General features: G+C 41.1%; 37 protein-coding genes. All 37 read right to left on the bottom strand.

Translation table 11 applies throughout. The annotated features are described in order from the left end of the window. Nucleotides 1-183: 183 nt before the first annotated feature. The gene (locus tag AC33VI_RS19775; RefSeq protein ID WP_491783976.1) at nt 184-876 is read right to left on the bottom strand and encodes a TIGR04282 family arsenosugar biosynthesis glycosyltransferase; all 693 of its coding nucleotides are present in this window, start codon (nt 874-876) and stop codon (nt 184-186) included. Nucleotides 877-982: 106 nt separating this feature from the next. Continuing rightward, on the bottom strand, nt 983-1,621 hold the full coding sequence (gene plsY, locus AC33VI_RS19770) for a glycerol-3-phosphate 1-O-acyltransferase PlsY (protein ID WP_491783975.1): 639 nt from the start codon (nt 1,619-1,621) through the stop codon (nt 983-985). A 79-nt stretch (nt 1,622-1,700) separates the two neighbouring features. Further along, a complete protein-coding gene (locus tag AC33VI_RS19765; RefSeq protein ID WP_491783974.1) occupies nt 1,701-3,260 on the bottom strand; it encodes a DUF3086 domain-containing protein in 1,560 nt (519 codons plus the stop codon). A gap of 139 nt (nt 3,261-3,399) precedes the next feature. Beyond that, the gene (locus AC33VI_RS19760; protein WP_491783973.1) at nt 3,400-3,789 is read right to left on the bottom strand and encodes a DUF3119 family protein; all 390 of its coding nucleotides are present in this window, start codon (nt 3,787-3,789) and stop codon (nt 3,400-3,402) included. Between the two features lie 352 nt (nt 3,790-4,141). Beyond that, entirely contained in the window at nt 4,142-5,251 is a 1,110-nt protein-coding gene (prfA, locus tag AC33VI_RS19755) for a peptide chain release factor 1 (protein ID WP_491783972.1), read from the bottom strand. Nucleotides 5,252-5,357: 106 nt separating this feature from the next. Then, the gene (gene rpmE / locus AC33VI_RS19750) at nt 5,358-5,588 is read right to left on the bottom strand and encodes a 50S ribosomal protein L31 (protein ID WP_491783971.1); all 231 of its coding nucleotides are present in this window, start codon (nt 5,586-5,588) and stop codon (nt 5,358-5,360) included. A gap of 36 nt (nt 5,589-5,624) precedes the next feature. Next, complete coding sequence (rpsI, locus tag AC33VI_RS19745; protein ID WP_491783970.1) at nt 5,625-6,032, bottom strand: 30S ribosomal protein S9; 408 nt, start codon at nt 6,030-6,032, stop codon at nt 5,625-5,627. Nucleotides 6,033-6,035: 3 nt separating this feature from the next. Continuing rightward, nucleotides 6,036-6,488: a 50S ribosomal protein L13 gene (gene rplM / locus AC33VI_RS19740; RefSeq protein WP_491783969.1), complete on the bottom strand. Its 453-nt coding sequence runs from the start codon at nt 6,486-6,488 to the stop codon at nt 6,036-6,038. Nucleotides 6,489-6,531: 43 nt separating this feature from the next. Then, nucleotides 6,532-7,365: a tRNA pseudouridine(38-40) synthase TruA gene (gene truA / locus AC33VI_RS19735; protein ID WP_491783977.1), complete on the bottom strand. Its 834-nt coding sequence runs from the start codon at nt 7,363-7,365 to the stop codon at nt 6,532-6,534. Nucleotides 7,366-7,381: 16 nt separating this feature from the next. After that, nucleotides 7,382-7,732, bottom strand: a complete 351-nt coding sequence (gene rplQ, locus AC33VI_RS19730; RefSeq protein ID WP_491783968.1) for a 50S ribosomal protein L17 — start codon at nt 7,730-7,732, stop codon at nt 7,382-7,384. Nucleotides 7,733-7,756: 24 nt separating this feature from the next. Beyond that, nucleotides 7,757-8,752 (bottom strand): DNA-directed RNA polymerase subunit alpha, encoded by a 996-nt coding sequence (locus AC33VI_RS19725; RefSeq protein ID WP_491783967.1) that lies wholly within the window; start codon nt 8,750-8,752, stop codon nt 7,757-7,759. 94 nt (nt 8,753-8,846) lie between these two features. Then, complete coding sequence (gene rpsK / locus AC33VI_RS19720) at nt 8,847-9,239, bottom strand: 30S ribosomal protein S11 (protein WP_019508910.1); 393 nt, start codon at nt 9,237-9,239, stop codon at nt 8,847-8,849. 45 nt (nt 9,240-9,284) lie between these two features. Beyond that, nucleotides 9,285-9,668 carry a 30S ribosomal protein S13 gene (gene rpsM / locus AC33VI_RS19715; protein ID WP_491783966.1) on the bottom strand — a complete coding sequence of 128 codons (384 nt, stop codon included), beginning with the start codon at nt 9,666-9,668 and terminating at the stop codon, nt 9,285-9,287. Between the two features lie 86 nt (nt 9,669-9,754). Further along, nucleotides 9,755-9,871, bottom strand: a complete 117-nt coding sequence (rpmJ, locus tag AC33VI_RS19710; RefSeq protein WP_071592945.1) for a 50S ribosomal protein L36 — start codon at nt 9,869-9,871, stop codon at nt 9,755-9,757. 89 nt (nt 9,872-9,960) lie between these two features. Continuing rightward, nucleotides 9,961-10,185 (bottom strand): translation initiation factor IF-1, encoded by a 225-nt coding sequence (gene infA, locus AC33VI_RS19705; RefSeq protein ID WP_019508908.1) that lies wholly within the window; start codon nt 10,183-10,185, stop codon nt 9,961-9,963. 154 nt (nt 10,186-10,339) lie between these two features. Continuing rightward, nucleotides 10,340-10,897, bottom strand: coding sequence for an adenylate kinase (locus AC33VI_RS19700; RefSeq protein WP_491783965.1), 558 nt, complete (start codon nt 10,895-10,897; stop codon nt 10,340-10,342). A gap of 90 nt (nt 10,898-10,987) precedes the next feature. After that, nucleotides 10,988-12,316 carry a preprotein translocase subunit SecY gene (gene secY / locus AC33VI_RS19695; RefSeq protein WP_491783964.1) on the bottom strand — a complete coding sequence of 443 codons (1,329 nt, stop codon included), beginning with the start codon at nt 12,314-12,316 and terminating at the stop codon, nt 10,988-10,990. Between the two features lie 112 nt (nt 12,317-12,428). Then, nucleotides 12,429-12,878 (bottom strand): 50S ribosomal protein L15, encoded by a 450-nt coding sequence (rplO, locus tag AC33VI_RS19690; RefSeq protein WP_491783963.1) that lies wholly within the window; start codon nt 12,876-12,878, stop codon nt 12,429-12,431. Between the two features lie 14 nt (nt 12,879-12,892). Next, complete coding sequence (gene rpsE, locus AC33VI_RS19685) at nt 12,893-13,426, bottom strand: 30S ribosomal protein S5 (RefSeq protein ID WP_491783962.1); 534 nt, start codon at nt 13,424-13,426, stop codon at nt 12,893-12,895. Between the two features lie 23 nt (nt 13,427-13,449). Further along, entirely contained in the window at nt 13,450-13,803 is a 354-nt protein-coding gene (rplR, locus tag AC33VI_RS19680) for a 50S ribosomal protein L18 (protein WP_491783961.1), read from the bottom strand. A gap of 5 nt (nt 13,804-13,808) precedes the next feature. After that, complete coding sequence (gene rplF, locus AC33VI_RS19675) at nt 13,809-14,348, bottom strand: 50S ribosomal protein L6 (protein ID WP_491783960.1); 540 nt, start codon at nt 14,346-14,348, stop codon at nt 13,809-13,811. A 20-nt stretch (nt 14,349-14,368) separates the two neighbouring features. Further along, nucleotides 14,369-14,770, bottom strand: a complete 402-nt coding sequence (gene rpsH, locus AC33VI_RS19670; RefSeq protein ID WP_491783959.1) for a 30S ribosomal protein S8 — start codon at nt 14,768-14,770, stop codon at nt 14,369-14,371. Nucleotides 14,771-14,805: 35 nt separating this feature from the next. After that, complete coding sequence (gene rplE / locus AC33VI_RS19665) at nt 14,806-15,351, bottom strand: 50S ribosomal protein L5 (protein WP_491783958.1); 546 nt, start codon at nt 15,349-15,351, stop codon at nt 14,806-14,808. 148 nt (nt 15,352-15,499) lie between these two features. Then, entirely contained in the window at nt 15,500-15,847 is a 348-nt protein-coding gene (gene rplX, locus AC33VI_RS19660; protein WP_491783957.1) for a 50S ribosomal protein L24, read from the bottom strand. Continuing rightward, entirely contained in the window at nt 15,848-16,216 is a 369-nt protein-coding gene (gene rplN / locus AC33VI_RS19655) for a 50S ribosomal protein L14 (protein ID WP_491783956.1), read from the bottom strand. A 40-nt stretch (nt 16,217-16,256) separates the two neighbouring features. Next, nucleotides 16,257-16,505, bottom strand: coding sequence for a 30S ribosomal protein S17 (rpsQ, locus tag AC33VI_RS19650; protein WP_491783955.1), 249 nt, complete (start codon nt 16,503-16,505; stop codon nt 16,257-16,259). 3 nt (nt 16,506-16,508) lie between these two features. After that, entirely contained in the window at nt 16,509-16,724 is a 216-nt protein-coding gene (rpmC, locus tag AC33VI_RS19645) for a 50S ribosomal protein L29 (RefSeq protein WP_491783954.1), read from the bottom strand. After that, nucleotides 16,724-17,143, bottom strand: a complete 420-nt coding sequence (gene rplP, locus AC33VI_RS19640) for a 50S ribosomal protein L16 (RefSeq protein ID WP_491783953.1) — start codon at nt 17,141-17,143, stop codon at nt 16,724-16,726. Before rplP ends, rpmC begins: the two co-directional genes overlap by 1 nt. 36 nt (nt 17,144-17,179) lie before the next feature. After that, a complete protein-coding gene (gene rpsC / locus AC33VI_RS19635) occupies nt 17,180-17,893 on the bottom strand; it encodes a 30S ribosomal protein S3 (RefSeq protein WP_491783952.1) in 714 nt (237 codons plus the stop codon). A gap of 34 nt (nt 17,894-17,927) precedes the next feature. Next, nucleotides 17,928-18,287, bottom strand: a complete 360-nt coding sequence (gene rplV / locus AC33VI_RS19630; protein WP_491783951.1) for a 50S ribosomal protein L22 — start codon at nt 18,285-18,287, stop codon at nt 17,928-17,930. Between the two features lie 15 nt (nt 18,288-18,302). Next, nucleotides 18,303-18,581, bottom strand: coding sequence for a 30S ribosomal protein S19 (gene rpsS / locus AC33VI_RS19625; RefSeq protein WP_491783950.1), 279 nt, complete (start codon nt 18,579-18,581; stop codon nt 18,303-18,305). A gap of 20 nt (nt 18,582-18,601) precedes the next feature. Then, nucleotides 18,602-19,429: a 50S ribosomal protein L2 gene (rplB, locus tag AC33VI_RS19620; RefSeq protein ID WP_491783949.1), complete on the bottom strand. Its 828-nt coding sequence runs from the start codon at nt 19,427-19,429 to the stop codon at nt 18,602-18,604. Nucleotides 19,430-19,465: 36 nt separating this feature from the next. After that, nucleotides 19,466-19,783 (bottom strand): 50S ribosomal protein L23, encoded by a 318-nt coding sequence (locus AC33VI_RS19615; protein WP_491783948.1) that lies wholly within the window; start codon nt 19,781-19,783, stop codon nt 19,466-19,468. Beyond that, nucleotides 19,773-20,408 (bottom strand): 50S ribosomal protein L4, encoded by a 636-nt coding sequence (gene rplD, locus AC33VI_RS19610; protein ID WP_491783947.1) that lies wholly within the window; start codon nt 20,406-20,408, stop codon nt 19,773-19,775. Before rplD ends, AC33VI_RS19615 begins: the two co-directional genes overlap by 11 nt. Nucleotides 20,409-20,452: 44 nt before the next feature. Next, nucleotides 20,453-21,094 carry a 50S ribosomal protein L3 gene (gene rplC, locus AC33VI_RS19605; RefSeq protein WP_491783946.1) on the bottom strand — a complete coding sequence of 214 codons (642 nt, stop codon included), beginning with the start codon at nt 21,092-21,094 and terminating at the stop codon, nt 20,453-20,455. 614 nt (nt 21,095-21,708) lie between these two features. After that, a complete protein-coding gene (locus AC33VI_RS19600) occupies nt 21,709-22,230 on the bottom strand; it encodes an SH3 domain-containing protein (RefSeq protein WP_491783945.1) in 522 nt (173 codons plus the stop codon). Nucleotides 22,231-22,304: 74 nt separating this feature from the next. Beyond that, nucleotides 22,305-23,545, bottom strand: a 1,241-nt coding sequence (locus AC33VI_RS19595) for an AAA family ATPase (protein WP_491783944.1), incomplete at its 5' end; no start/stop codon positions are given.

The following is a 23,545-nucleotide window of genomic DNA, read 5'->3' as shown; positions in this document are numbered from 1 at the left end:
TTTGTGCTACTCTTATCATGTTTACCACTATATCATATGATGATAAACACAAAAAATGTTTGTATAATTGTGATTCATGAGGGGCTGTTACCTGGGGTTTCCCCAGGTATTGATAAGCCCCGTCCCAGCCTTGGCGAAGCCAAAGACTGAGAGTTCTCACAACATTTGGTTAAAAGCTAGTAGCTAAGAGTTAGGGCTTCGCCCTTTATTAACACCAGATTTTTGATATTTTAACCAGATATCTAAATCTTTGGGACGATCTACATCAGATAAAACAGCTAAATATTCTACATCTAAATTAAGTTTTCGCGCGATTGTTTTAGTCTGTTGCAAAACTTTATCTGTTCCCCAATCAATATTGCCAAATAACTGAGGAAATATACTATTTAGACCGATTAAATAATAACCTCCGTCTTCCGCTACACCGATAGTTAATGTTTTTTTTACTAAAGCATCAAAGGCATTATTTAAAATATTCAAACTCAGATCGGGACAGTCAATACCAATTATGACTGCTCTTTGATATTGGCGATCAAAAGCTTTTTGAAAAGAAGTCAGCATTTTATTGCCTAAATCCCCATCAACTTGAGGAATATAAGTCAAATCTTCTCCTAACCAATCAGACATTAATGATTTGTTTCCTCCAGCAAAATGCACCTCAATAGCAATGTTGCGCTCTGTTTGAAGTTGGCGAGCCAGATTAACAGTATGCTCGCTCATTTCCTTTTGTAATTGGGCTGCTCCCTCTGCACCCAAAGCTGGAATCATGCGGGTTTTAGTTTTCCCTGGTTCTGGGTAGCGACTGTAAATAATTAAAGCTTCCAACATAAACAACAAATAAGTAGGCTTAATTAAATAAAATTGATCTAAAATCAAAAATTCCAGTAAAAGTATTTATTACTCTTACTGGAATTTTTCAAACTTTTTTTGAAAGCTCATATATTATTGTTGAAATCAACAACCTAAAATCGTCTCGGTAATATTACAATGCCCGACCGATTTTTGGCTCAATACCAGCAAGTAAACGCTGGATATTAGTTTTGTGGCGTAAAACCACGTAAATACCTGCTAAAGCAGCAAAAAGAGAGTATGCCAGAGGCTGATTGAAAGCTACCATCAGAATATTAACGGCGATCGCACCACAGATAGAACTTAAGGAAACAATGCGAGAGATGGCGAGAATTATGCCAAAACTAGCCAAAGTCCCTAAAGCTACTGTAGGACTCATCACTAACAAAACCCCCAAGGTAGTTGCAACGGATTTGCCTCCTGTGAAGTTAAGCCAAATAGATTTACTATGTCCGATAATTGCACTTAGGGCTGCTGCCGTAATTAACCAAGGATGCCACTGAAGGGGTAAAAATTCACTGGGAGCAAAAGAATAAACTAAATTGACTAACGCCAAAGCTAGAGAACCTTTGAGTAAATCGATCGCCAATACGGCTAAAGCAGCAGACTTACCTACAGTGCGTAAAACATTAGTTGCACCTGTCGAGCCAGAACCATGTTCCCGAATATCTATTCCCTTTAAATAAAGTCCAACAGCGTATCCAGTGGGAGTCGATCCCAATAGGTAAGCAACTGATACCAATAGCCCCCCTACAAGAAAATTTAAAATCATAATTTATTACTGCACTAATATTTAGGATCAGTTTAACGGCTTTTTGCAACAAAAAAAATACCTAGGCAAAATTCTTTTCCTAATATAAATAATTAGAAGATGCTTGTTTGTTGCTCGAAGCAAAAGCTAACCATAAAGGAAACTTTAAGACAGATAAATTTAATAATTCTTCTGTCTCGTCAATTATAATCACTGGCAATAGTTTTTCCTCAATCAGACGCTCCGCTCTTTGGACGACAATTTCTGGGGCATCAAACAAAGTTACACCACGATTTGAACCAAAATTGCTGCGAGAGATTCCTAAACAGTCTTGCAATCCTCTGCGCCATTCTCCTAAGTTTTCGGGAGTGTCGGTGAGAACTAAAAATCTACAGCGATCGCCATACAGACTATAAAGAATCGAAATTGTTGCCGAAGCTACTAAAATATTTTGTAAACGACTGCCCATACTATCGACTGTTCCTCTTCCACCCTGGACGAAAAACCAATCTTGGACTCTTTTAGCGTGTATGGGTTCAAAAGTCCGTCTTAGTTGCCAAGGCGCGCCATAATAATCGGGACTATTGCGATATTTATCAATTATCTGGCGAATACGTCTTCCTTGGTCGGCAAAAGTAGGTTCAGAGAATTGTCCTTGAGGAATGGGAGGTACGGAATTTCTTTCTCCTCTATTTCCCTCTCTTCTACTTCTAGGATCTCTGCTTTCTCGGCTATCTCGCTCTCTTCTAACTCTAGATTCCCTGCCTGTTCTTTCTCCTCTGTTTTGACTTCTTCCTGTTTCCCAATCATCTCGAACGCGATTTTGGGGTTCTCGACTTCTTCGGTAAGGAGGTTCAGCTTTAACTAGTTCTAATTTATCTGCTGCACGAGCTAAATCTTGCAAACTACCCACTAAATATTCTTTAAAGCCTTGAACTTTTACCGCTAATTCCTGGGAAGAACCAGCAAAATTAGCCCGCATTTCCTTATTAATTCGATCTCTACGACGTTCTAACTTCTCAATTTCGATTTGTAGGTTAGTTCTGCGCTCTTTTAGCTCTTTAGTCCCTTCTTCGACCATTTGCGCGATATTTTCTTGCACGGCTCTTGTTTGTTCGAGGAGTATGGTTTCTTTTTGGGCTTGAAGATCTACTATTTCTTGTTGGAGAGTTGCTTTTTTTGATTTTAGGCTATCTAATTCTGTTCCCGAACCTATGCCATCAGGAGTTACTTCAGTCAAGATCGTGGGTGCAGCATCCATTTGAGGTTCGTCCAACCAACTATCGACAAATAATTCTGATTCTTGGGTGGATTTATCTTCTTGTTTTTCTGTTACTTCTCCATTTATTATTTCTGTTTCTTGTTCTGAGGTGGCTTTTGCAGGAGTTATTTCTTCAATGTTATTGTTTTCGGGAGCATCTAAAGAACTATTTGAGGCGTTCTTTGGGGTTAATTCTTCTTCTGAAGGCTCAAGGGTAACGTCAACAATATCTAGATCTTCTTGATTGTCCGAAGACCACACATCCTCAGGTTCTTCAACAGGTTCTGATGTAGCTTTAATTTTTAATTCATTTTCTAATTCATCCAACTGCGGATCTTCCAACTCGGAAGAATTCCAGTTAGAGTTTTCAGATTCGGGAATAGGAGGAATTTCATTCATAAATAAATACCGAGGATTGACAGTTTATAGTTGAGAGTCGATGGGGATAAGCAGGCAATAGGCAGCAAAAGCTTTTTATGATTTTATGCCCACCCTACCACTGGTCGTCGATCGTCGCTATAAAATTGTTAATAATTAACTATTGTTTGGGGTAATATTTGTTTAGACAGTCCCCAAGAGTTTTTGGGTCAAAAATAATTGGTAAGAAATGGATACTGTTTACTTCGCGGAAATAAAACAAAATAGGAATGGGCGACCAAAAGATTTCCCAATTCAACCATTCGCTATAAGGAAACTTCCGCAATACTTTGCCAGAGCGCAAGACAATTAAATCTTCTTCGGTAAATTGCAACCTAATTAACGCCGTTTGTATAGTCAGAAATAAACCCAGCAAAGCCACAATCCCCCCAATCCAGACCGAAAGAAAAGCTAGAGCGATCGCAATTGCCATTAAAATCGAGGGAATTTTATAATTAGGCGTAAGTTCTGTAACTTCAAGCGAATTATCAAGCGGAATATTTGCAGTCATTAGAGATATTTTAGATTTAACTTTCCCTTATTTTAGATACAGTATAGTTAATCTAATTAATTTCCTCACCATCAGTACTTGGGTAAAATCAAATATATTCCCAGGAGCGGTTAATTTTGTAGAAGTATTTAATTGACTAGTTTGTCAGTTCAGATTGGAATAAGGAATTGGCGATCGCCGTTTATCCTAATACACTGTCTAATACTATTAAAAAGTTAACTAAAGATAGCAATATTTACCTACAAGCGATCGCTTTAAAAGATTATTTTAACTTGACTGAGAATAATAAATAATTTTAATTACTCATTATTCATTAAACTTACTTAAACTCAGCAAAACATCACGATGAAAATTAACCTAAAGCTTCGGCAGTATCAGGGGAATTAGCTAATTCTTCTAATCTTTGCTGTTGATCTTGAGATATACAAGACTGAATCATGGTTTCAATATCCCCTTCCAAAGAACCAGCTAGAGGAAAGTTTTTACCCAAGCGATGATCGGTAATGCGATTGTCTTTATAGTTATAAGTACGAATCTTTTCAGAACGCGCCCCCGTACCGACTTGGGACTGCCTCAAACCTCGGACTTCCTTTTGTTGTTCGGCTAATTTCATGTCATACAGTTTAGCTCGCAAAATTTGCATGGCACGTTCGCGGTTTTGTAATTGCGATCGCTCTTCCGTACAAAAGATCCGAATTCCTGTCGGCTTGTGGATTAAATCCACAGCGGTTTCAACTTTGTTGACGTTTTGCCCTCCAGCACCACCAGAACGAGCGGTTTTCAGTTCGATATCTTTAGGATCTATTTTTACTTCCACATCGTCAACTTCAGGCATAATTGCTACGGTAGCAGTAGAAGTATGAACTCTTCCTCCTGCTTCTGTTTGAGGCACCCGCTGTACCCGATGTACTCCTGCTTCAAACTTGAGTTTGCTGTATACAGAATCCCCCTTAACTTCCAGAATAGCTTCCTTAAAGCCTCCCATATCCGCAGCAGATTCACTAAGTAAAAATACCTGCCAGTTTTGAGTTTCGGCATAACGAGAATACATCCTCACTAGATCGCCAGCCCAGATACTAGCTTCGTCACCTCCAGTACCCGCACGAATTTCTAGCATGATATTTTTATCATCATTAGGATCGCGAGGTAGAAGCAAAATCTTAAGTTTTTTCTCTAATTCTTCGATTTTTTCTTCCAATTCGCTAGCTTCTAGGCTAGCCATTTCCTTCATCTCAGGATCGACTGCTTCTTTTAAAATTTCTTTTGCTCCTGCCAACTCCTCCGTAGCGTTTTGCCATGCTTTATAGGTATTGACAGTCTCTTCCAGAGAAGAACGGGCTTTGGCAATCTTTTGCAACTCATCGGGATTGGTAGCAATATCGGGATCTGCTAAACGATGAGTTAGTTCTTCAAAAGTTTGTTGTACGGATTTTAACTTATCTAATAAATAGGTTTCTGCCATTGTTTTTTCCTCTTAAAGTAGGTTAACCCAGAAAAATAACTAAAAATACAACAAACCCAGCAGTCATTTAAAGCTAACTACTGGGCAGATAATCTGTTCGGGATGGCTAGTTTTCGGAGTCTGTGGAAGAATCGAGCATACCGTACTTACGTAAAAAGCGATCGACTCGTCCTTCAGTATCGATGATCTTCTGCGTTCCAGTGTAGAAAGGATGGTTTCCAGACCAAACATCAACATTAATTTCAGGTTGAGTAGAACCAACAGTCATGACAACTTCACCGTTACATATGACTTTAGCATCTGGATACCAGGTGGGGTGTATATCAGGTTTAGGCATTTTATTTTTCTCTCAAAAAATTTATCAAATATATTTTTATCGTTTGGAGAATTGAGGGGCTTTGCGCGCTTTCTTCAAACCATACTTCTTACGTTCCTTACAACGAGGATCGCGAGTTAAGAAACCTTCTGTTTTCAAGGGCTGACGATTGTTAGGGTCTTGCTTGCATAAAGCTCGAGCAACTCCTAATTTTACTGCGTCAGCTTGACCTGTCAAACCGCCACCGTGGGCATTTACTAGAATGTCGTATTCATTCTCAAAACCTAAAGTTTCTAGAGGGCCTCTAATAGACATCAAGTAGCTGGGAATGCGATTAAAATAATCTTCTCCAGCTTTACCATTAACTACTAGTTTACCTTCTCCAGGAACTAGACGTACGCGGGCGATCGCAGATTTACGGCGACCTGTACCCCAGTATACTACTTTATCTTGTGTTGCTTCCATGTCTTAGTTTTTTGCAGGGATAGTGTTTATAGTTAGAATTTCAGGAGTTTGAGCGGTATGAGGATGATCTGCACCAGCATAAACTTTAAGCTTGGTAAAGAGTTTGCGACCCATAGCGTTTTTAGGTAGCATTCCCTTTACTGCTTTCTCAATAATTCTTTCGGGAATTCTGTTTTGTAACTGAGCGAACGTTTCTACTTTCATTCCTCCTGGTCTTCCAGAGTGGCGACGATATAATTTTTGCTCGCTCTTTCTACCAGTTACAACAACTTTATCGGCATTAACCACAATTACAAAGTCTCCAGTATCCATATTAGGAGTAAAACTGGGTTTGTTTTTACCGCGCAAAATCATGGCGACTTCCGTAGCCAGACGACCCAAACGTTGCCCTGCTGCATCAATTACATACCATTTTTGTTCTAGATTTTTTGTAGTTGGTAAAGGAGTTTTGTTCATTTTTAAGGTGATAGTATTTTGTGGATTATTTTAAATAAGAAAATTACTGAGCTAAATAAAAATTAGGCTGGGTATCAAACCACAATTGTTTAGCAAAGGGAAATTCAGGATAACCAACCCTGAGCAAACATAATCCCTTAGCAGGGGCTGAATACTTTACCTCGTCCCGACGCTGATTTTGCCAAATTTCGGTAAAATTTTCAGGCGTTCTCGCTCCAGTTCCCACCTCCACTAGCATTCCTACTAGCAGACGTACCATGCCGTACAAAAAACCATTTGCCTGAATTTCTAAGTACAAAAACGCTTCTTGACGATAACACTCAGCAGCCTGTATTTCTACTAAAGAGTCCGCTCGATCCGATCCAGTTCTTTTGAATGCTGACAAATCCCGCTCTCCTATTAAAGGAATTAAAGCTGCTTGCATTAAAGACTCTTGTAAAACAGACCGATAATAGTGCCAACAGGTTTGTTCGACAAATATGTTAGGAAGTTTATCGGTATAGATTGTGTAACGATAACGTCGCCAAACAGCCGAAAAACGAGCGTGCCAATCTGCTGAAACTCCAGCAGAGCCTCTTATCAGTATACTCTCTGGAAGTCTTCCATTGATTATTTTCGCCCATTTATGAGGAGGTATTGGTCCAGAATACTCAAAATGAGCTACTTGAGCGGCAGCATGAACTCCCGAATCCGTTCTACCCGCACCATAAACCCTAATCGGGTAGCCAACAACACTGGCGAGCGCATTTTCAATACAGCCCTGAACGCTAATTTTATCTGGTTGCTTTTGCCAGCCATGAAAGTTAGTCCCTAAATATTGAATAACTAAAGCTACTCTATTAGATGGTTTGGTTTCTACTGGGCTATCTACAACCATTCCCATGAATGCCCGATTATACTAGCTCAATAATTGCCATCTCGGCATTATCGCCGCGACGACGTTTGGTTCTAACAATGCGAGTATAGCCACCTTTGCGGTTACCATAACGTTCTCCCACCGCTTTGAACAATTCGCTGACAAGCTCTTTGTCGTAAATGTATCCTAAAGCCTGCCTTCTAGCTGCCAAAGATCCATCTTTAGCCAAGGTTATCATTTTGTCCACTTCGCTACGCACTGCTTTAGCGCGAATCAGAGTAGTTTTAATTTGACCGTGACGAATAATTTCAGTCGCCAAGGAACGCATTAAAGCCTTCCTTTGGTCTGCTGGTAATCCCAGCCTCGCTACTTTACATCGATGTCGCATGATTCTCGTTTTGTTGTTTGATATTTACTTACTAGATTTTTCTTGGGGTAAGGTTATTTCCAAGCGTTGTTTTAAAGCCTCAATTACCTCATCTGCAGATTTTTGCCCAAAATTCTTAATTTCCAACAAATCCTCTTGTGTATAATCAAGTAAATCTGATACCGAATTAATTTGGGCGCGTTTCAAACAATTGTAAGCTCTTACTGACAACTGTAATTCTTCGATGGGAATTTGGCTAGTAGGATCTTCATCCTCTTGGAAATCATCGATTTTTTCATCTAAAGTTAGATCTTGGAGTGGATTAAACAGGTCAACAACAATACCTGCTGCCTGGGATAGTGCTTCTTCTGGCTTGACACTACCATTTGTCCAAATTTCCATAATCAAACGTTCGCGAATGCCCGAACCATCAACCCGAGCATCCTCAACGCTGTAGTTTACCTTATTAACAGGCATAAATACAGCATCAATTTGCAGAAAATCCAGAGAACTTCCTTCTTCTTTTCCTCTTTCTACCGCTCGATAGCCTTTACCTTTTTCTACTCGAAATTCCATTTCTAAGCTAGTGCCTTCAGCAAGAGTAGCTACATACTGACTAGAATCAACTACTTCTATTCCTTCAGGTAGTTTAAAATCCTCTGCTGTGACGGTCACCTTCCCAGGCTTTCCAGTTACTTGTAAACGTCCTATTTCAGGCTGATTACTGTGACTTTTGAGGACAATCTCCTTCATGTTGAGAATAATCTCTAGAACGTCCTCTCTAACTCCTTCAATCGTAGCAAATTCATGAGTTGCAAAACCAAAACGATGTTCTTGCTTATTCTCACCCTTTGCCATTCCTCCACCAATCCTAATGGCAGTAATGGCAGCTCCTTCTAAGTTTGACAATAAAACTCTTCTGAGAGCATTACCTAAAGTTATACCTTGTCCTCTATCCAAAGGCTCTAGTACGAACTTACTGTATTGATGTTGATTTTTTAAGGTTTTAGATTCTACGCACTCAATTTGAAATTGTGCCACAGGCTCGTTTCTCTCCTATTCGACAAGGGATTTGGTAAATCAAGATAATATAATTGTTCTATCCAGTCGCAACTATAATAATTGCTAACTAAAATTAAACTCTACGTCGCTTGGGGGGACGACAGCCATTATGAGGAATGGGAGTGACATCGCGAATTAGAGTGATCTCTAGTCCCGCCCCTTGCAAAGCCCTAATTGCGGTTTCCCTGCCCGCACCAGGACCGCTGACCATAACTTCTATTTGACGCATTCCTTGATCCATCGCTCTTCTTCCCGCACTATCTGCTGCAGTTTGAGCGGCAAAGGGAGTACCTTTTTTAGCTCCTTTAAATCCGCTAGCTCCTGCTGAAGACCAAGAAATCACATCGCCTCTGGTATCGGAAATAGTAACAATCGTATTGTTAAATGTTGACTGAATGTGAGCTACGCCATTGGGAACATTTTTTTTATTCTTTTTTGCGCCGCTTCTTCTTTTTGGTTGCGCCATATTAATTACTCTGTAATTTATTTGAACTTGTATGGTGGAAACTAATTACTTCTTACCAGGAGCTTTTTTCTTACCAGCTACAGTTAGCCTTCTACCTCTTCTGGTTCGAGCATTAGTGCGAGTTCTTTGACCCCTTAAAGGTAAGCCCATACGATGACGACGACCTCGATAACAGCCAATGTCCGCCAAACGCTTAATATTCATTGCTTCCCAACGTCTCAAATCCCCTTCGACTTGATAGTTGTCTTCAATATAGGCTCTTAGTTTAGTAACATCTTCGTCCGATAAGTCTCGCACTCTGGTATCTGGATTAACTCCAGTTTCAGCAATTGCTTTTTGCGCTCGCGCCAAACCCACTCCAAAAATGTAAGTCAGTGCAATTTCTACACGCTTATCACGAGGAAGATCTACCCCAGAAATCCGTGCCACTTTATTTACTCCCTTTTTACTTCTATAATTCTGTCTGCTATTAGTCGAGTGACTATACTTAAAATCAATTGCCAAGTACTAGACAATTATCCTTGGCGTTGTTTATGCTTGGGGTTACTACTACAAATAACCATTACTCGTCCGCGTCTTTTAATTACACGGCATTTTTCACACATTTTTTTAACTGATGGTCTAACTTTCATGCCTTATCCTGGCCGCACTGCAAGCCTATTATTATATCTATAAATTAGTTTGTACGTCAAACTAGGTCGTTCGCCTTGGAAATAAACTCTTATTTATTTTTGAGACGATAGGTTATCCTTCCTTTAGTTAAGTCATAGGGCGTTAATTCCACTTTGACTCGATCACCTGGTAGGATTTTGATGTAATTACGTCGAATCTTTCCCGAAATATGAGCTAAAACGTTAAAGCCATTATCTAGATCGACGCGAAACATAGCATTAGGAAGGGATTCTGTAACTGTCCCTTCCATTTCAATTAAATCTTGTTTAGCCAATGTTTGTCTCCTTCCCTTATTTCATGCTGAATAGTTAGTGGCAAATTATCTCTACTTTGATTTATGGTGTAAATTGCCGATAAAGCATTTTCAATCTTACCTTTTTTTGCTATACTCGCCAGAATTCATTCATTTGAGTAGTGCAAATTATAAATTACGAAGAAATCGCTTCATTTAGGGACTGAGTCACTTCTTCCATCATCCGATCTCCATTGATGATTTTAAGAGTCTCTTTCTCTTTATAAAAATTTATTACAGGTACTGTGTCCTGGTGATAAATTTCAAGACGACGGCGAATAGTTTCTTCATTATCGTCTTTACGCTTTCTGGCTAATAGCCTTTCCACCAAAACTTCATCGGGTACTTCTAGATTTAATACGCAATCTGCGCTTTGATCTAACTTTTCTAGCAACTCTTCTAAAAAAGCTGCTTGATTGACGTTTCTAGGAAAACCGTCTAATATCCAACCATTAGCAGTGTCCTCATAAGACAAACGGTCTTGGATTAAACCGAGAATTAAAGAATCAGGGACTAATTCCCCTTGATTCATATAGTCTTGAGCTTGTTTGCCTAAATCAGTTTGCTGGGCTACAGCCGCTCTTAAAATATCTCCTGTAGAAACATGAGGAATTTGATGACTTTCTGATAGCACTTGTGCTTGAGTTCCTTTGCCCGCACCAGGAGGACCAAGGAATATTAGTCGCTTCGCCATATCAACTTATTAAAATTTAGTTTTGAACTAGCAAACCCAAATCAATTGTGGACAATTAAATTATGGGTTCGCTGTATTGATTATTCAGTCTTACTGTTTAACCATGCCTTCATAGCGTTGAGAAATTACGTAGGTTTGAATTTGTTTTGCCGTATCAATAGCCACACCAACTAAAATTAGTAAAGACGTCGCTCCAAAACCGCTAAATACCGTAGTACCTGCGGGAATAGCACTTTCTACCAAAGTTGGAACGGTAGCTACCAAACCCAAGAAAATTGCACCCAAAAGAGTCAGACGGTTAAGAACTTTCTCTAAGTAAGCACTGGTAGCTTTTCCAGGTCGAATACCAGGGATAGACGCGCCCATTTTTTTTAAGTTTTGGGACATATCTACGGGGTTAACAATCAAAGATGCGTAAAAGTAGCTAAAAAATAGAATTAGAACTAAGTAAACAACAACATAAGCCCATCTTCCTGGTTGAATTGCAGTAGCAATCTGGTTAAATACATTTTGAACTGCACTATTACCAGGTAAAAAACCGATTAATTGTGCTGGCAGAAATAAAACCGAAGAAGCAAAAATAATTGGCATTACCCCACCCTGATTCAATCTCAAGGGCAGATAATTGCTTCTTTCGCGATACACTCTTCTACCCACCTGACGACGAGCAGAGATAATCGGAATGCGACGAGTACCTTCTTGAATAAAGACAATACCCACAATCATGGTCAAAAAGACCAGCAACAAGATAATTACTTGTGCAATTGCTTCGCGACCACCACTTTGAGCGTAGGTAACGGTGTTGCCCAGAGTTCTGGGTAATACTGCCACGATATTGACAAAAATCAACAAGGAAGCACCATTACCAATGCCTTTTTCGGTAATTAGCTCGGAAATCCACATGACGAACATCGAACCAGCCGTTAAAGCCAGTACTGTTTCTCCAATGGGAAAAATACTTCGTTCGATGATGCCGTTGTTAACTAATAGCCCAAGGGTGATCCCAAAACTTTGAATAATCGCACCACCCAAGGCTACATAACGAGTTATCTGAGAAATTTTGCGCCTACCTGCTTCGCCCTCATTTTTTTGTAGATCCTCCAAACTAGGGATCGCAGTTGCTAACAACTGCATAATGATCGAAGCGTTAATGAAAGGCAAAATGCCCAAAGCAAAAATACCGAGGGCAGAAATACCACCACCAGTAAAAATATCTAAAAATCCTACAATGGAAGCGTTTCCAGAATTACTAATAAAATTGCCAAAGACCTCGCGATCTATACCTGGTACTGGGATAAATACCCCCAGTCTGACCAATACTAGAAGACCAATGGTAACAAGCAGTCTGCCTCTAAGACCTGCTGCTTGAGCCATTTGTAAAAAAGTCTCCTGTGCTGATGGAGTTTTTTCTCTAACCATGCAGGTTTACCTCTTTATATACTTGGTATTAAATAAGTTATTTACGAAGGAATCTTATATAAACTTAATCTTATACCTTCGTTACTTATGATATACCAATCCCGTTGTTTCCCTATTTCGCAACAACTTCGCAACTACCACCTGCTGCTTCAATTTTTTCTTTAGCACTTTTAGTGAAAGCGGCTGCTTTAATATTTAGTGCTACGTTAATTTCTCCATTACCCAAAATTTTCAACGAACCATCGTTGCTGGTAACAATACCGTTTTCCATTAAAGAAGCTAAAGTTACTTCTGTATTAGCAGGTAAATCTTTGAGAGCCTCAATATTAATAACGGTGTATTGCTTTTGATTGATTAAAGTAAAATGTTTGAGCTTAGGAACTCGACGGTAAAGAGGCATTTGCCCCCCTTCAAAACCCGCTTTAGTTCCCGTACCAGAACGAGACTTTTGACCGCGCATACCAAAACCACAGCTAGCTCCTTGACCTGCTGCGATGCCACGACCAACTCTACGTCTGCGTCTTTTTGACCCCTCTTTAGGGCTAAGATTTTCTAGTTTCATTGTTGTTTAATGTTCTAGGCGTATAGTTGTTCTAGAGGAATATCTCTTTCTCGTGCTACTTCAGCAAAGGTACGTAAACTTTCTAAAGCATCGATTGCGGCTCTAGCATTATTTAAAGGGCTATTAGAACCTAGCTGCTTGGCTAAAATATTTTTAACTCCAGCAAGTTCGAGTACAGTACGTACCGCACCACCTGCAATTACCCCAGTACCAGGGGCAGCAGGTCGCATAAATACTTTTGCACCACCAGCAACGCCGTTAGTTACGTGAACTATTGAGTTGGCTTTAGTTAGAGATACTTCCACCAATTGTTTTTTGGCATCAGCAACGCCTTTGCGTACCGCACCGATTACATCAGCAGCTTTTCCCACACCAACACCAACTTGTCCTTTTTCGTTACCGACAACGACAATGGCGCGGAAACTTAGTTTTTTACCGCCCTTAACTACTTTGCTGACTCGGCGAATTTGTACTACTCGCTCTTGCCAAGCTGAATCTTTATCTTTAGCGCGACTTTTTTTGCGCGACTTGTTAGATTTATTAGCCATAGTTATTATTTTTGAGTTTTAATTTAAAAGTCTAAGCCAGCTTCGCGAGCTGCATCTGCCAAAGCTTTAACTCGACCGTGATAAAGATTACCACCGCGATCAAAAACTACTTTTTCGATTCCTTTTGCTTTAGCTCTTTCTGCGATTAACTTACCAACGGCAGCAGATGCTTCGCAAGTAGCTCCAGAACTGATTTTTTCTACATTGAAGTCTGATGCTGCTGCTAGAGTGTGCTGTGCCACATCATCAATAACTTGGGCATAAATATGATTGTTGGAACGAAAAACGCACAAACGAGGACGTTCGGGAGTACCGCTGACTTTTTTGCGTACCCGTCGATGACGGCGTTTTACCGATTCTTTGCGTGAAAGCTTCATGATCTTTACTTACCTGTCTTACCAGCTTTGCGTCTTACATACTCATCGGAGTAGCGAATTCCTTTTCCTTTATAAGGTTCGGGAGGTCTAACTGCTCTGATTTTGGCAGCTACATTACCCACTACTTCTTTATCAATGCCACTAACAACGACTTCAACGTTTCTATTTTCTACGGCTACGTCGATACCATCGGGCATTTCCATTTCAACGGGCTTACTATAGCCAACGTTGAGAGTTAATTTTTTTCCTTGGGCTTGCGCTCTATAACCCACCCCTTGAATTAACAAACGCTTTTGAAATCCTTGAGAGACTCCATCTACCATGTTAGCTACCAAAGTGCGGCAAAGACCGTGACGCTGGCGACCAATACGAGAACTATCAGTAGGAGTGACTATGATAGTATTTCCTTCCTGTTTGACTTCAATGGGCTGGGGAATTTCTCGTTCGAGAGTCCCCTTTGGCCCTTTGACGGTGATGTGTTGTCCTGAGATTTGCGCGGTTACTTTGTCAGGAATTGGGATAGGCAATTTGCCAATACGAGACATTTATCAGTCCTCCTGTTTAATTACCAAACGTAGCAGAGGATTTCGCCGCCAACTCCTTGACTGCGAGCTTCTCTATCTGTCATTACTCCACGAGAAGTGGAAACGATCGCAATACCAATACCACCGAGGACGCGAGGAATATCTTTTTTACGAGAATAAACTCGCAAACCTGGCTTGCTGACTCTTTTGAGAGTACTAATGATTGGTTGTCGATTTCTACCTTTGTATTTGAGGGAAATTACAATAATTTTTTTGGGTGCTTCCCCAGTTTCTTCAAAACCCTCAATAAAACCTTCACTTTGTAACACTTGAGCGATCGCTCTTGTCATGCGAGTGGAGGGGACTTGGGTAGTTTGATGCTTGACCATACAGGCATTACGGATGCGGGTCAGCATATCTGAAATAGTATCGGTTGCTGCCATTATTTCCTATTTTTTATTGTTAGATACTAAGGATGTTAGTTGTCGCGAAAAGGCATTCCCATTTCTTTGAGAAGAGCGCGTCCTTCTTCGTCATTAGCTGCAGAAGTAACGATGGAAATATCCATCCCTCTAATTTGATCGATGCTATCGTAATCGATTTCGGGGAACATTAGCTGTTCGCGAACCCCTAGACTATAGTTGCCACGACCGTCAAAACTTTTAGGACTGATACCGCGAAAGTCGCGAATGCGAGGCAGTGCTAGGGCGATTAGTCTTTCGAGAAAAGCATACATTTTCTCGCCTCTAAGAGTCACCATGACACCAACGGGCATTCCTTGACGGATTTTAAAACCTGCAATCGCTTTTTTAGCTCTAGTAACTACAGGTTTTTGTCCTGTAATTACCATCAATTCGTTAATAGAAGATTCTAGGGCTTTAGCATTTTGAGATGCTTCCCCTAAACCTCTGTTAACCACAATTTTGACTACTCTAGGAACTTGGTGAACGTTGGTAAAGTTGAATTGTTCGGTTAGTTTAGGAACAATATCTTCTAGATATCGGTTTTTGAGTGGTTTGGGCATAGTGATTAATTTATTCCTGGGCTTGGTCAGGAAGATATATATTTAACAGTTATCATTAAGCATTTATCAAATCCCACTAAGACAAAAATTATTTAGTTACCAATAATTAACTGTTTAATGTTCAATGATGAATGTTAAATGAAAAGGGCTAGTCGATAATTTCGCCTGTTTTTTTGAGCATTCGCACTTTACGACCATCTTCAGTAAAGGTATAACCCACGCGACTGGCGGTATTTTCTTTGGTGGAGTAGAGCATCACGTTAGAGCTATGGATGGGAGCTTCAAAAGTCACAATTTGACCAGATTCTCCTTCCTGCTGTGGTTTAACGTGCTTGGTGCGGACGTTAACTCCCTCAACGACCACTTGGCTGGTTTTGGGAATTACTCTGGTAATTTCGCCGATTTTACCCTTGTCGCGTCCAGAGATTACCTGGATGGTATCTCCCTTTTTTACGTGCATTTTATAGCGGGTAGGTGCTTTGTTCGTTTTTGCCATTTAGATTACCTCTGGAGCTAAAGAGACGATCTTGGTGAAATTTTTCTCTCTCAATTCTCGTGCTACGGGACCAAAGACACGAGTACCTCTAGGGCTACCTTGATCGTTGATAATTACCGCAGCGTTATCGTCAAAACGAATGCTCATACCACTAGGACGACTTACCGATTGCTTGGTACGAACGATTACCGCTTTGACTACTTCGGATTTTTTCACGCCCATATTGGGAAGAGCGTCTTTTACTACTGCCACTACGACATCACCAATAAAAGCATAGGGACAGTTCCCTTTGCCGATGACGCGCAAACACATCAGCTTGCGCGCGCCACTGTTGTCAGCGACATTTAGATAGGTTTGTTGTTGAATCATTAGTTTACTCTCGATCGGGAAAATTGAATTTGAGCTTGAGTTAGGATTTTCTGGATTCAATAATTTCCTCGACCGTCCAGCGTTTGGTTTTACTGAGGGGACGAGTTTCTTTAATCCGCACGCGATCGCCAATTTTACATTGGTTTTCCTCGTCGTGTGCCTTATATTTCTTGGTTCTGACGACAATTTTGCCGTATTTAGGGTGGGGAGAACGGTTTTCAATCGCTACAACAACGGTTTTATCCATTTTGTCGCTGACCACTTCTCCAACTCTTTCTTTTACTGCCATATTCTATTCTCCTTTTGCAGCAGCGATTTCGCGCTCGCGTTCTACGGTTAATAGTTGTGCCAAGCGATGTTTGGCGTGTTTGAACAGATGGGGTTTTTCTAGACGGCGAGTAGCTTGCTCTAGTCTTAGCTGAAACAACTCTCTTTTTACTGTCAAGATTTCTGCTGCCAGTTCTTCATCGCTTAGTTTTCTGGCATCTTCTACTTTAGGTAAAGCCATTACTTGTAATCCTCATTGCGAGTGATAAATTTAGTTTTAATTGGTAGCTTTTGGGCTGCCAATCGCATCGCTTCTTTGGCTACAGGTTCGGCAACACCAGCCATTTCAAACATGATTCTACCTGGCTTAACTACTGCTACCCAAAATTCGGGAGAACCTTTACCAGAACCCATACGAGTTTCCGCTGGACGCATGGTAACGGGTTTATCGGGAAATATACGAATCCAAATTTTACCTCCCCGTTTGACATAACGAGTCATCGCTCGACGGGCGGCCTCGATTTGACGGGATGTAATCCAAGAAGGTTCGGTAGCTTGGAGGGCGTAGTCGCCGAAGTTTAGGGTATTGCCACGATAAGCCATACCTCTCATACGACCGCGATGTTGTTTGCGATATTTGGTTCTTCTGGGACTAAGCATAATCTTAGTATTTTGCTAAATAAGTATTGTTTATAATTACTCAGAGCGGTCGTCAAATTTTTGACGGCGACGTTGGCGGCGAGGTGCTTGGCTGGGTGCGGGTGCTTCTTCCTGTCCTGGGATAATTTCTCCTTTAAATACCCAAACTTTGACTCCTAGAATTCCGTAGATAGTTAAAGCGGTACGATAAGAATAATCAATATCGGCTCTGAGGGTGTGTAGGGGAACTCGACCTTCCCTGACCCATTCGGTACGAGCGATTTCTGCTCCGTTTAAGCGACCGCTGACCTGAATTTTGATCCCCAAAACTTCCGCTCTTTGCGCTCTTTGAATTGCCTGACGCACGACGCGACGAAAAGAAACCCTGCGCTCTAGTTGTTGGCAAATGTATTCAGCAATTAAAGCCGCATCGGCATCGACGCGGGGTACTTCAATTACGTTAATGCGAATTTGACGAGCGTTGCCTACTTTTGCTTGTAGTTCGTTGCGGAGTTTTTCGATTCCCGAACCGCCACGACCAACCACTACTCCAGGTCTAGCAGTATGAATCGCCAAGTCGATTTGATCGGCTTTGCGTTCGATTTTGACTTGAGAAATGCCAGCGTTGTTTAATTCTTGGTTGACGTATTCTCTGATCTTGCGATCTTCTTGTAATAGTTCTGGATAGCGTTTAGCATCTGCATACCAACAAGATTGGTGTTCTTTGGTGATTCCTAAACGAAAACCCGTTGGGTGTATCTTCTGTCCCACAAATGTTTCCTCGTAATAGTAATTAATTAATTTTCTAATCGGTTACTTCTGGCGCAACAGCCACAGTAATGTGACAGGTAGGCTTGCGGATTTGATATGCCCTACCTTGCGCTCTTGGACGATAACGTTTGAGAACTGGACCACCATCTGCAAAAGCTTGGCTGACCACTAAAGTTGCAGGATCTAATCCATTGTTATGTTCTGCGTTAGCTACTGCCGACCTCAAAGCCTTGAGAATTGGGTCGCAAGCTTTGTAAGGCATGAATTCAAGAATGATTAAAGCTTCTCGATATTGACGACCGCGAATTTGATCTAATACCCGTCTGACCTTAAAAGGAGACATACGAATATATTTGGCGATCGCTTTGACTTCATTATTAGTATCTATAGCCATAGTGATATCTGATATCTAGCGTCTTCCTTTTTTGTCGCTTTTAGCATGACCCCTAAAAGTACGGGTAGGAGCAAATTCTCCTAGTTTGTGTCCCACCATTTGATCGCTGATAAACACGGGAATGTGCTGGCGACCATTGTGAACTGCGATCGTATGTCCCACCATCAAGGGCAGAATGGTTGAGGATCTCGACCAAGTTTTGATTACTTCTTTTTTATTGTCAGCGTTTAGCTTCTCAATTTTTTTAAGTAAGCTATCGGCGATAAAAGGCCCTTTCTTTAAAGAACGACTCATATTTTTAAATCAACGATTAATTAACGACGACGACGGACAATCAACTTGTTACTGGGTTTATTTTTCTTACGAGTTTTCTTACCCAAAGCTGGTTTACCCCAAGGAGAAACAGGACCACTTCTACCGATAGGAGCGCGTCCTTCACCACCACCATGAGGGTGATCGCAAGGGTTCATCGCACTACCACGAACTTCGGGTCTTCTACCTTTATGGCGCATCTTACCTGCCTTCCCAAGTTTCAAGTTGCGATATTCGACGTTACCAACCTGTCCGATAGTGGCGTAGCATTCTTTGCGGATCATGCGTACTTCTTTGGAAGGAAGACCCACTGTTACATAGTCCCCTTCTTTTGCCATCACCTTGGCTGCAGCACCAGCAGCGCGGACGATTTGTCCGCCACGACCAGCTACCAATTCGATATTGTGAATAGTTTCACCCAAAGGCATTTTACTCAGGGGTAAAGCATTTCCTACTTCAATAGGAGCGTCGGGACTCGCAATAATTTGCGTGCCGACTTTCATGCCAACAGCTGCTAAAATATAGCGTTTTTCGCCATCTTCATATTGCACTAGAGCAATACGAGCGTTGCGGTTGGGATCGTATTCGATCGCAACTACTTCTGCGGTCATGTTACGCTTGTCGCGACGAAAATCAATGATGCGGTAAAGACGTTTGTGTCCGCCACCGCGACGACGACTGGTAATCACACCTCGGTTGTTGCGACCTTTTTTACGGTGATTGTATTTGGTTAAAGACTTTTCGGGTTTACTTTTAGTTATTTCCGAAAAATCGGGAACTACCGCTTGGCGAGTCCCTGGAGTGTATGGTCTAAATGAACGAGTACCCATAATTTGCTTTTTCTAGCTTTTTCGAGTGCGAGTTGGTTATACGTCAGGGAATAGAGTAATAGTGTCCCCTTCTTTGAGGGTTACAATTGCTCGTTTGTATTGAGCTTTGTAACCGATAAATCTACCGACGCGACGTTTTTTGCGGGGTAAAGTCAAAGTATTAACTTTGACCACGGTGACATCAAATAGGCTTTCAATTGCTGCTTTGATATCGGGCTTGGTAGCTTTAGGCAGTACGTCAAAAACGTATTTGTTAAGCTCCATTTGGATCGTGCCTTTCTCAGTAATGATGGGCTTGAGAATTAAGTCTGCTAATTCTCTCTCTCCATATTTAGTCGTATTTTTAACCGTCACCGTAAACCTCCTGAATATCTGCTAAAGCTTCTTTAGAGACGACAATCTTGTTAGCGTGAAGAATGTCAGCTACGTTGAGGTTAGTAGACTTGATTAACTTGACTTTGGCAATGTTGCGAACGGACAAGTTAACGTTGTCAGAAACATCTTTGAGGATCATTAATACTTTCTCATCAGCACCAATGCCCCAACGTCCTAAAGCTGCAATAACTTCTTTAGTTTTGGGACGTTCTAGTTCCGCACCGAAGTTTTCTACCACAATCATATCTTCAACGCGAGCTATAAAAGCTGTTCTTAATGCCAAACGTCTTTCTTGGCGATTCATTTTAGTGCTGTAGTCTCTGGGTTTTGGCCCGAAGATTACACCACCACCTCGCCATAGGGGAGAACGAATCGAACCTGCACGAGCGCGTCCCGTTCCTTTTTGTCTCCAGGGTTTGCGTCCACCACCCCGAACTTCGGAGCGAGTTTTGGTAGAAGCAGTACCTTGACGGGCATTATTTAGTTGGCGAACTAATGCCCTGTGAACGATGTGTTCCGCATTCTCTTCTTTGGCTACTTTTAATTCCAGGGTTGCCTCGCCAGCATCTTCCCCCTGCCAATTTTTGACTACACAATTAACCATAGTTATTTGTTATCTATCTATTATTGTTTCTAAATAACAAGCTGTTACTTGCCAACAATGTTGCTAGGAGAAATACTGAGCAAAGAACCAGGCTTGCCTGGAACTGCACCCTTGATGAGCAACAAGTTTTGTTCGGCATCAATTTTGACAACTTTGAGCTTACGAGTAGTGACTTGCTTGCCACCATAACGCCCAGCCATTTTCTTTCCAGGATAAGTACGACCAGGGGTAGTACCAGCACCAGTAGAACCAGGGGCACGGTGGTTTTTAGAACCGTGACTCATCAAACCGCGTTTAAAGTTATGTCTTTTTTGGTAGCCTGCAAAACCGCGACCCATTGTTTTGCCACTAATATCTACAGTAGTTTCGATATTGAAGATTGCCGAGATATCTAGGGTAGAACCTAATTCGTAACCTGCTGTGTCTTCAGTACGATATTCCTTTAGATGGCGCAAAGGACTAGCCCCTGCTTTGCTAAGATGACCTAGTTCGGGCTTGGATAAAGCTTTTTCTTTAACTTCGCCATAGCCAATTTGGATCGAACTATAGCCGTCTGTTTCTTTAGTTTTGATTTGAGTTACGACACAAGGCCCAGCTTGTACGACAGTTACAGGAATCGCGTTTCCTGTTTCTTTGTCGAAAACTTGGGTCATGCCTAATTTAGTGCCAAGAATGCCGACAGACACGAGTTTTAGCTCCTCTATAATTGCAACACAATAAACCTTTTACCGCTGTTAGTTATTAGTTGTTAGCTGTTAGTTGTTTGACTAATATGCCTGTAACTTTAAACTTACAGTAACTTGGGTTGAGTGATTCGCCTGCTGACTGACAAAAAACAACCATCTTGCATAAGCTCGCACCAAGTTGCGATCGCAGCAATCTACAATCGAATTTTGGTTAAACCGCTATTTACAAGATGCAAAGCAGCAAATATATATTTTTTTTCTAAGATTTACGATTAGATTCAGTTTTAGCTGTCTCTACGTACAGTTACCTTGACCCTCAAAGACTTAAAGAAATTAATTCTTCAGTATCCATAGGAGGAGGAAGCAAATCCTAATAATATTCTCACTTACCCCATAACAAGTTTGTTTTTATCCTTGTAAAAACTCCCTTGTCTAGTCTTGAGAATCTATCTTTCTGACTAAGGGGGATGATTTAGATTGGTATATCTATATGTGAGATTTGCCAGTTTTAACCACAATCACTAATGATACATGACTATGTATCAATCTGACAAGGATATTTTTTTACAGTTGGGATATTTTTAGGAGCAATGACCAACAGTCTCAATGGCTACTTAATAAGAAGTTCGCTGAGTATTACCTCCCTTAACCCATCCTTCTTGCTGACTCCAAGGGAGTCGAACCCGTTGCCATTTTCCATCGCCAGTGTCTTCTAAAATAATAATGGTGCGATCAAACTCAATTCCTCCAACTCTGCCAGCATTCAAACTAGGTTCGGCTCTTAAAATCAAACCTTGAGGCCAAGTAACTTTGGCATAATAGGCATTGATTGGTAATTCTGGTTCTGGTTCTGGTTCTGGTTCTGGTTCTTCTGGAATGACTGCTAGCTCTTCTCCTTCCATTGTAGTATTTGACTCTAATGGCTCGATCTCTGTTGCCGATTCTGTAGTGCTATCAACAGTAGATTCGACTGAAGGGGTAGGAAAATCGGGTTTTTTAGGTGATACTGACATTTTTTTGTAGTAGACAAACACCATGCTACCCGTAACTCCTACTATTAGAGCAATGCCAATAATAAAGCCCAAGATAAATTGAGCCGTAGAGGAAAGACGTTGAAGAATAATAGATTTAGTCATCTGTGTTGTGTTTTCTTAAACAGCGAAAATAGATCGTTTTGTTGGCTAATCGATCGGTTTAAATCGATCGCAAATCAGTTAAAACTACCCCGCACTCGATCGCCTAAATCGTTATTTTTAGAAGCCAAACGAGCTTTTCCTGCTGCTACCCATTGTTGTAAAAATTCTATTTGCTCTTGAGCGGTTTTTGCCAAAGGAACTATTTGACTGGCAGCCTCTAAGATGTCGTCGGTAGTAAAATCACGATTTTGACTAAAGCCAATGTGCATTGCTTCAATAATTGTCTGTTCGATTTCTGCCCCAGAGAATTCTGGTGTCTCATATGCTAACCGCTTGACATCATAATTGCCCAGATTATGGGGGCGCAATTTAGCTAGGTGTACTTCAAAAATTGCTTGTCTCTCAGTTTGATTGGGCAAGCCGACAAAAAAGATTTCATCAAATCTTCCTTTGCGTAACATTTCTGGAGGGAGAGCGCGAATATTGTTAGCAGTGGCAACTACAAAAACAGGAGTTTTCTTTTCTGCCAACCAAGTGATAAATGTACCGAATACTCGACTAGTAGTACCAGAGTCTCCTTTGCCGTCTAATCCTGCAAAACCTTTATCAATTTCATCAATCCACAAGATACAGGGGGCAAGAGCTTCGGCTAGTTCGATGGTTTGACGGGTGCGAGATTCTGATTCTCCTACTAAACCTGCAAACAAACGCCCCACATCCAAACGCAATAAGGGTAAATGCCAGTGATGGGCGATCGCTTTGGCTGTGAGAGATTTACCAGTACCCTGTATTCCTACCAATAACAATCCTCTGGGGTTGGGTAAACCATACGCCCTGGCACGATCGCTAAATGCTCCGCCACGACGCAATAACCAGCTTTTAAGATTGTCTAAACCGCCGATATCGGATATTTGTTCTGTAGCAGGATAGTAGTCGAGAATTTGAGTTTGACGAATGGATTGACGTTTTTCTTCGAGGATTAATTCGACATCTTCTGGTTCTAATTTGCCGTTAGAGGCGATCGCTCTGGTTAAAACTCTTCTAATTCTTTCTAAAGATAAACCCCTAGCAGCCCTGACTAGTTCGTCTATTAGTTGAGTAGATAAGTTTTGCCCTGTTGCTGAGATGAGGCGTTCGATTTCGGTTTTAATTTCTGGTGCGGAAGGGAGAGCAAAATCGACTACGGTCATGACTTCAGTTAATTCTGCAGGAATTTGTACTTGAGGGGCGATGATAATAATGTTTTTAGGTTGAGATTTGAGTGTTCTAGCTAAGTTACGCAATTCGCGAGATATAGCAATATCTTCTAAAAAAC

Source organism: Waterburya sp. (assembly GCF_058530065.1).
This window is presented reverse-complemented; position numbering and strand designations above follow the sequence as displayed.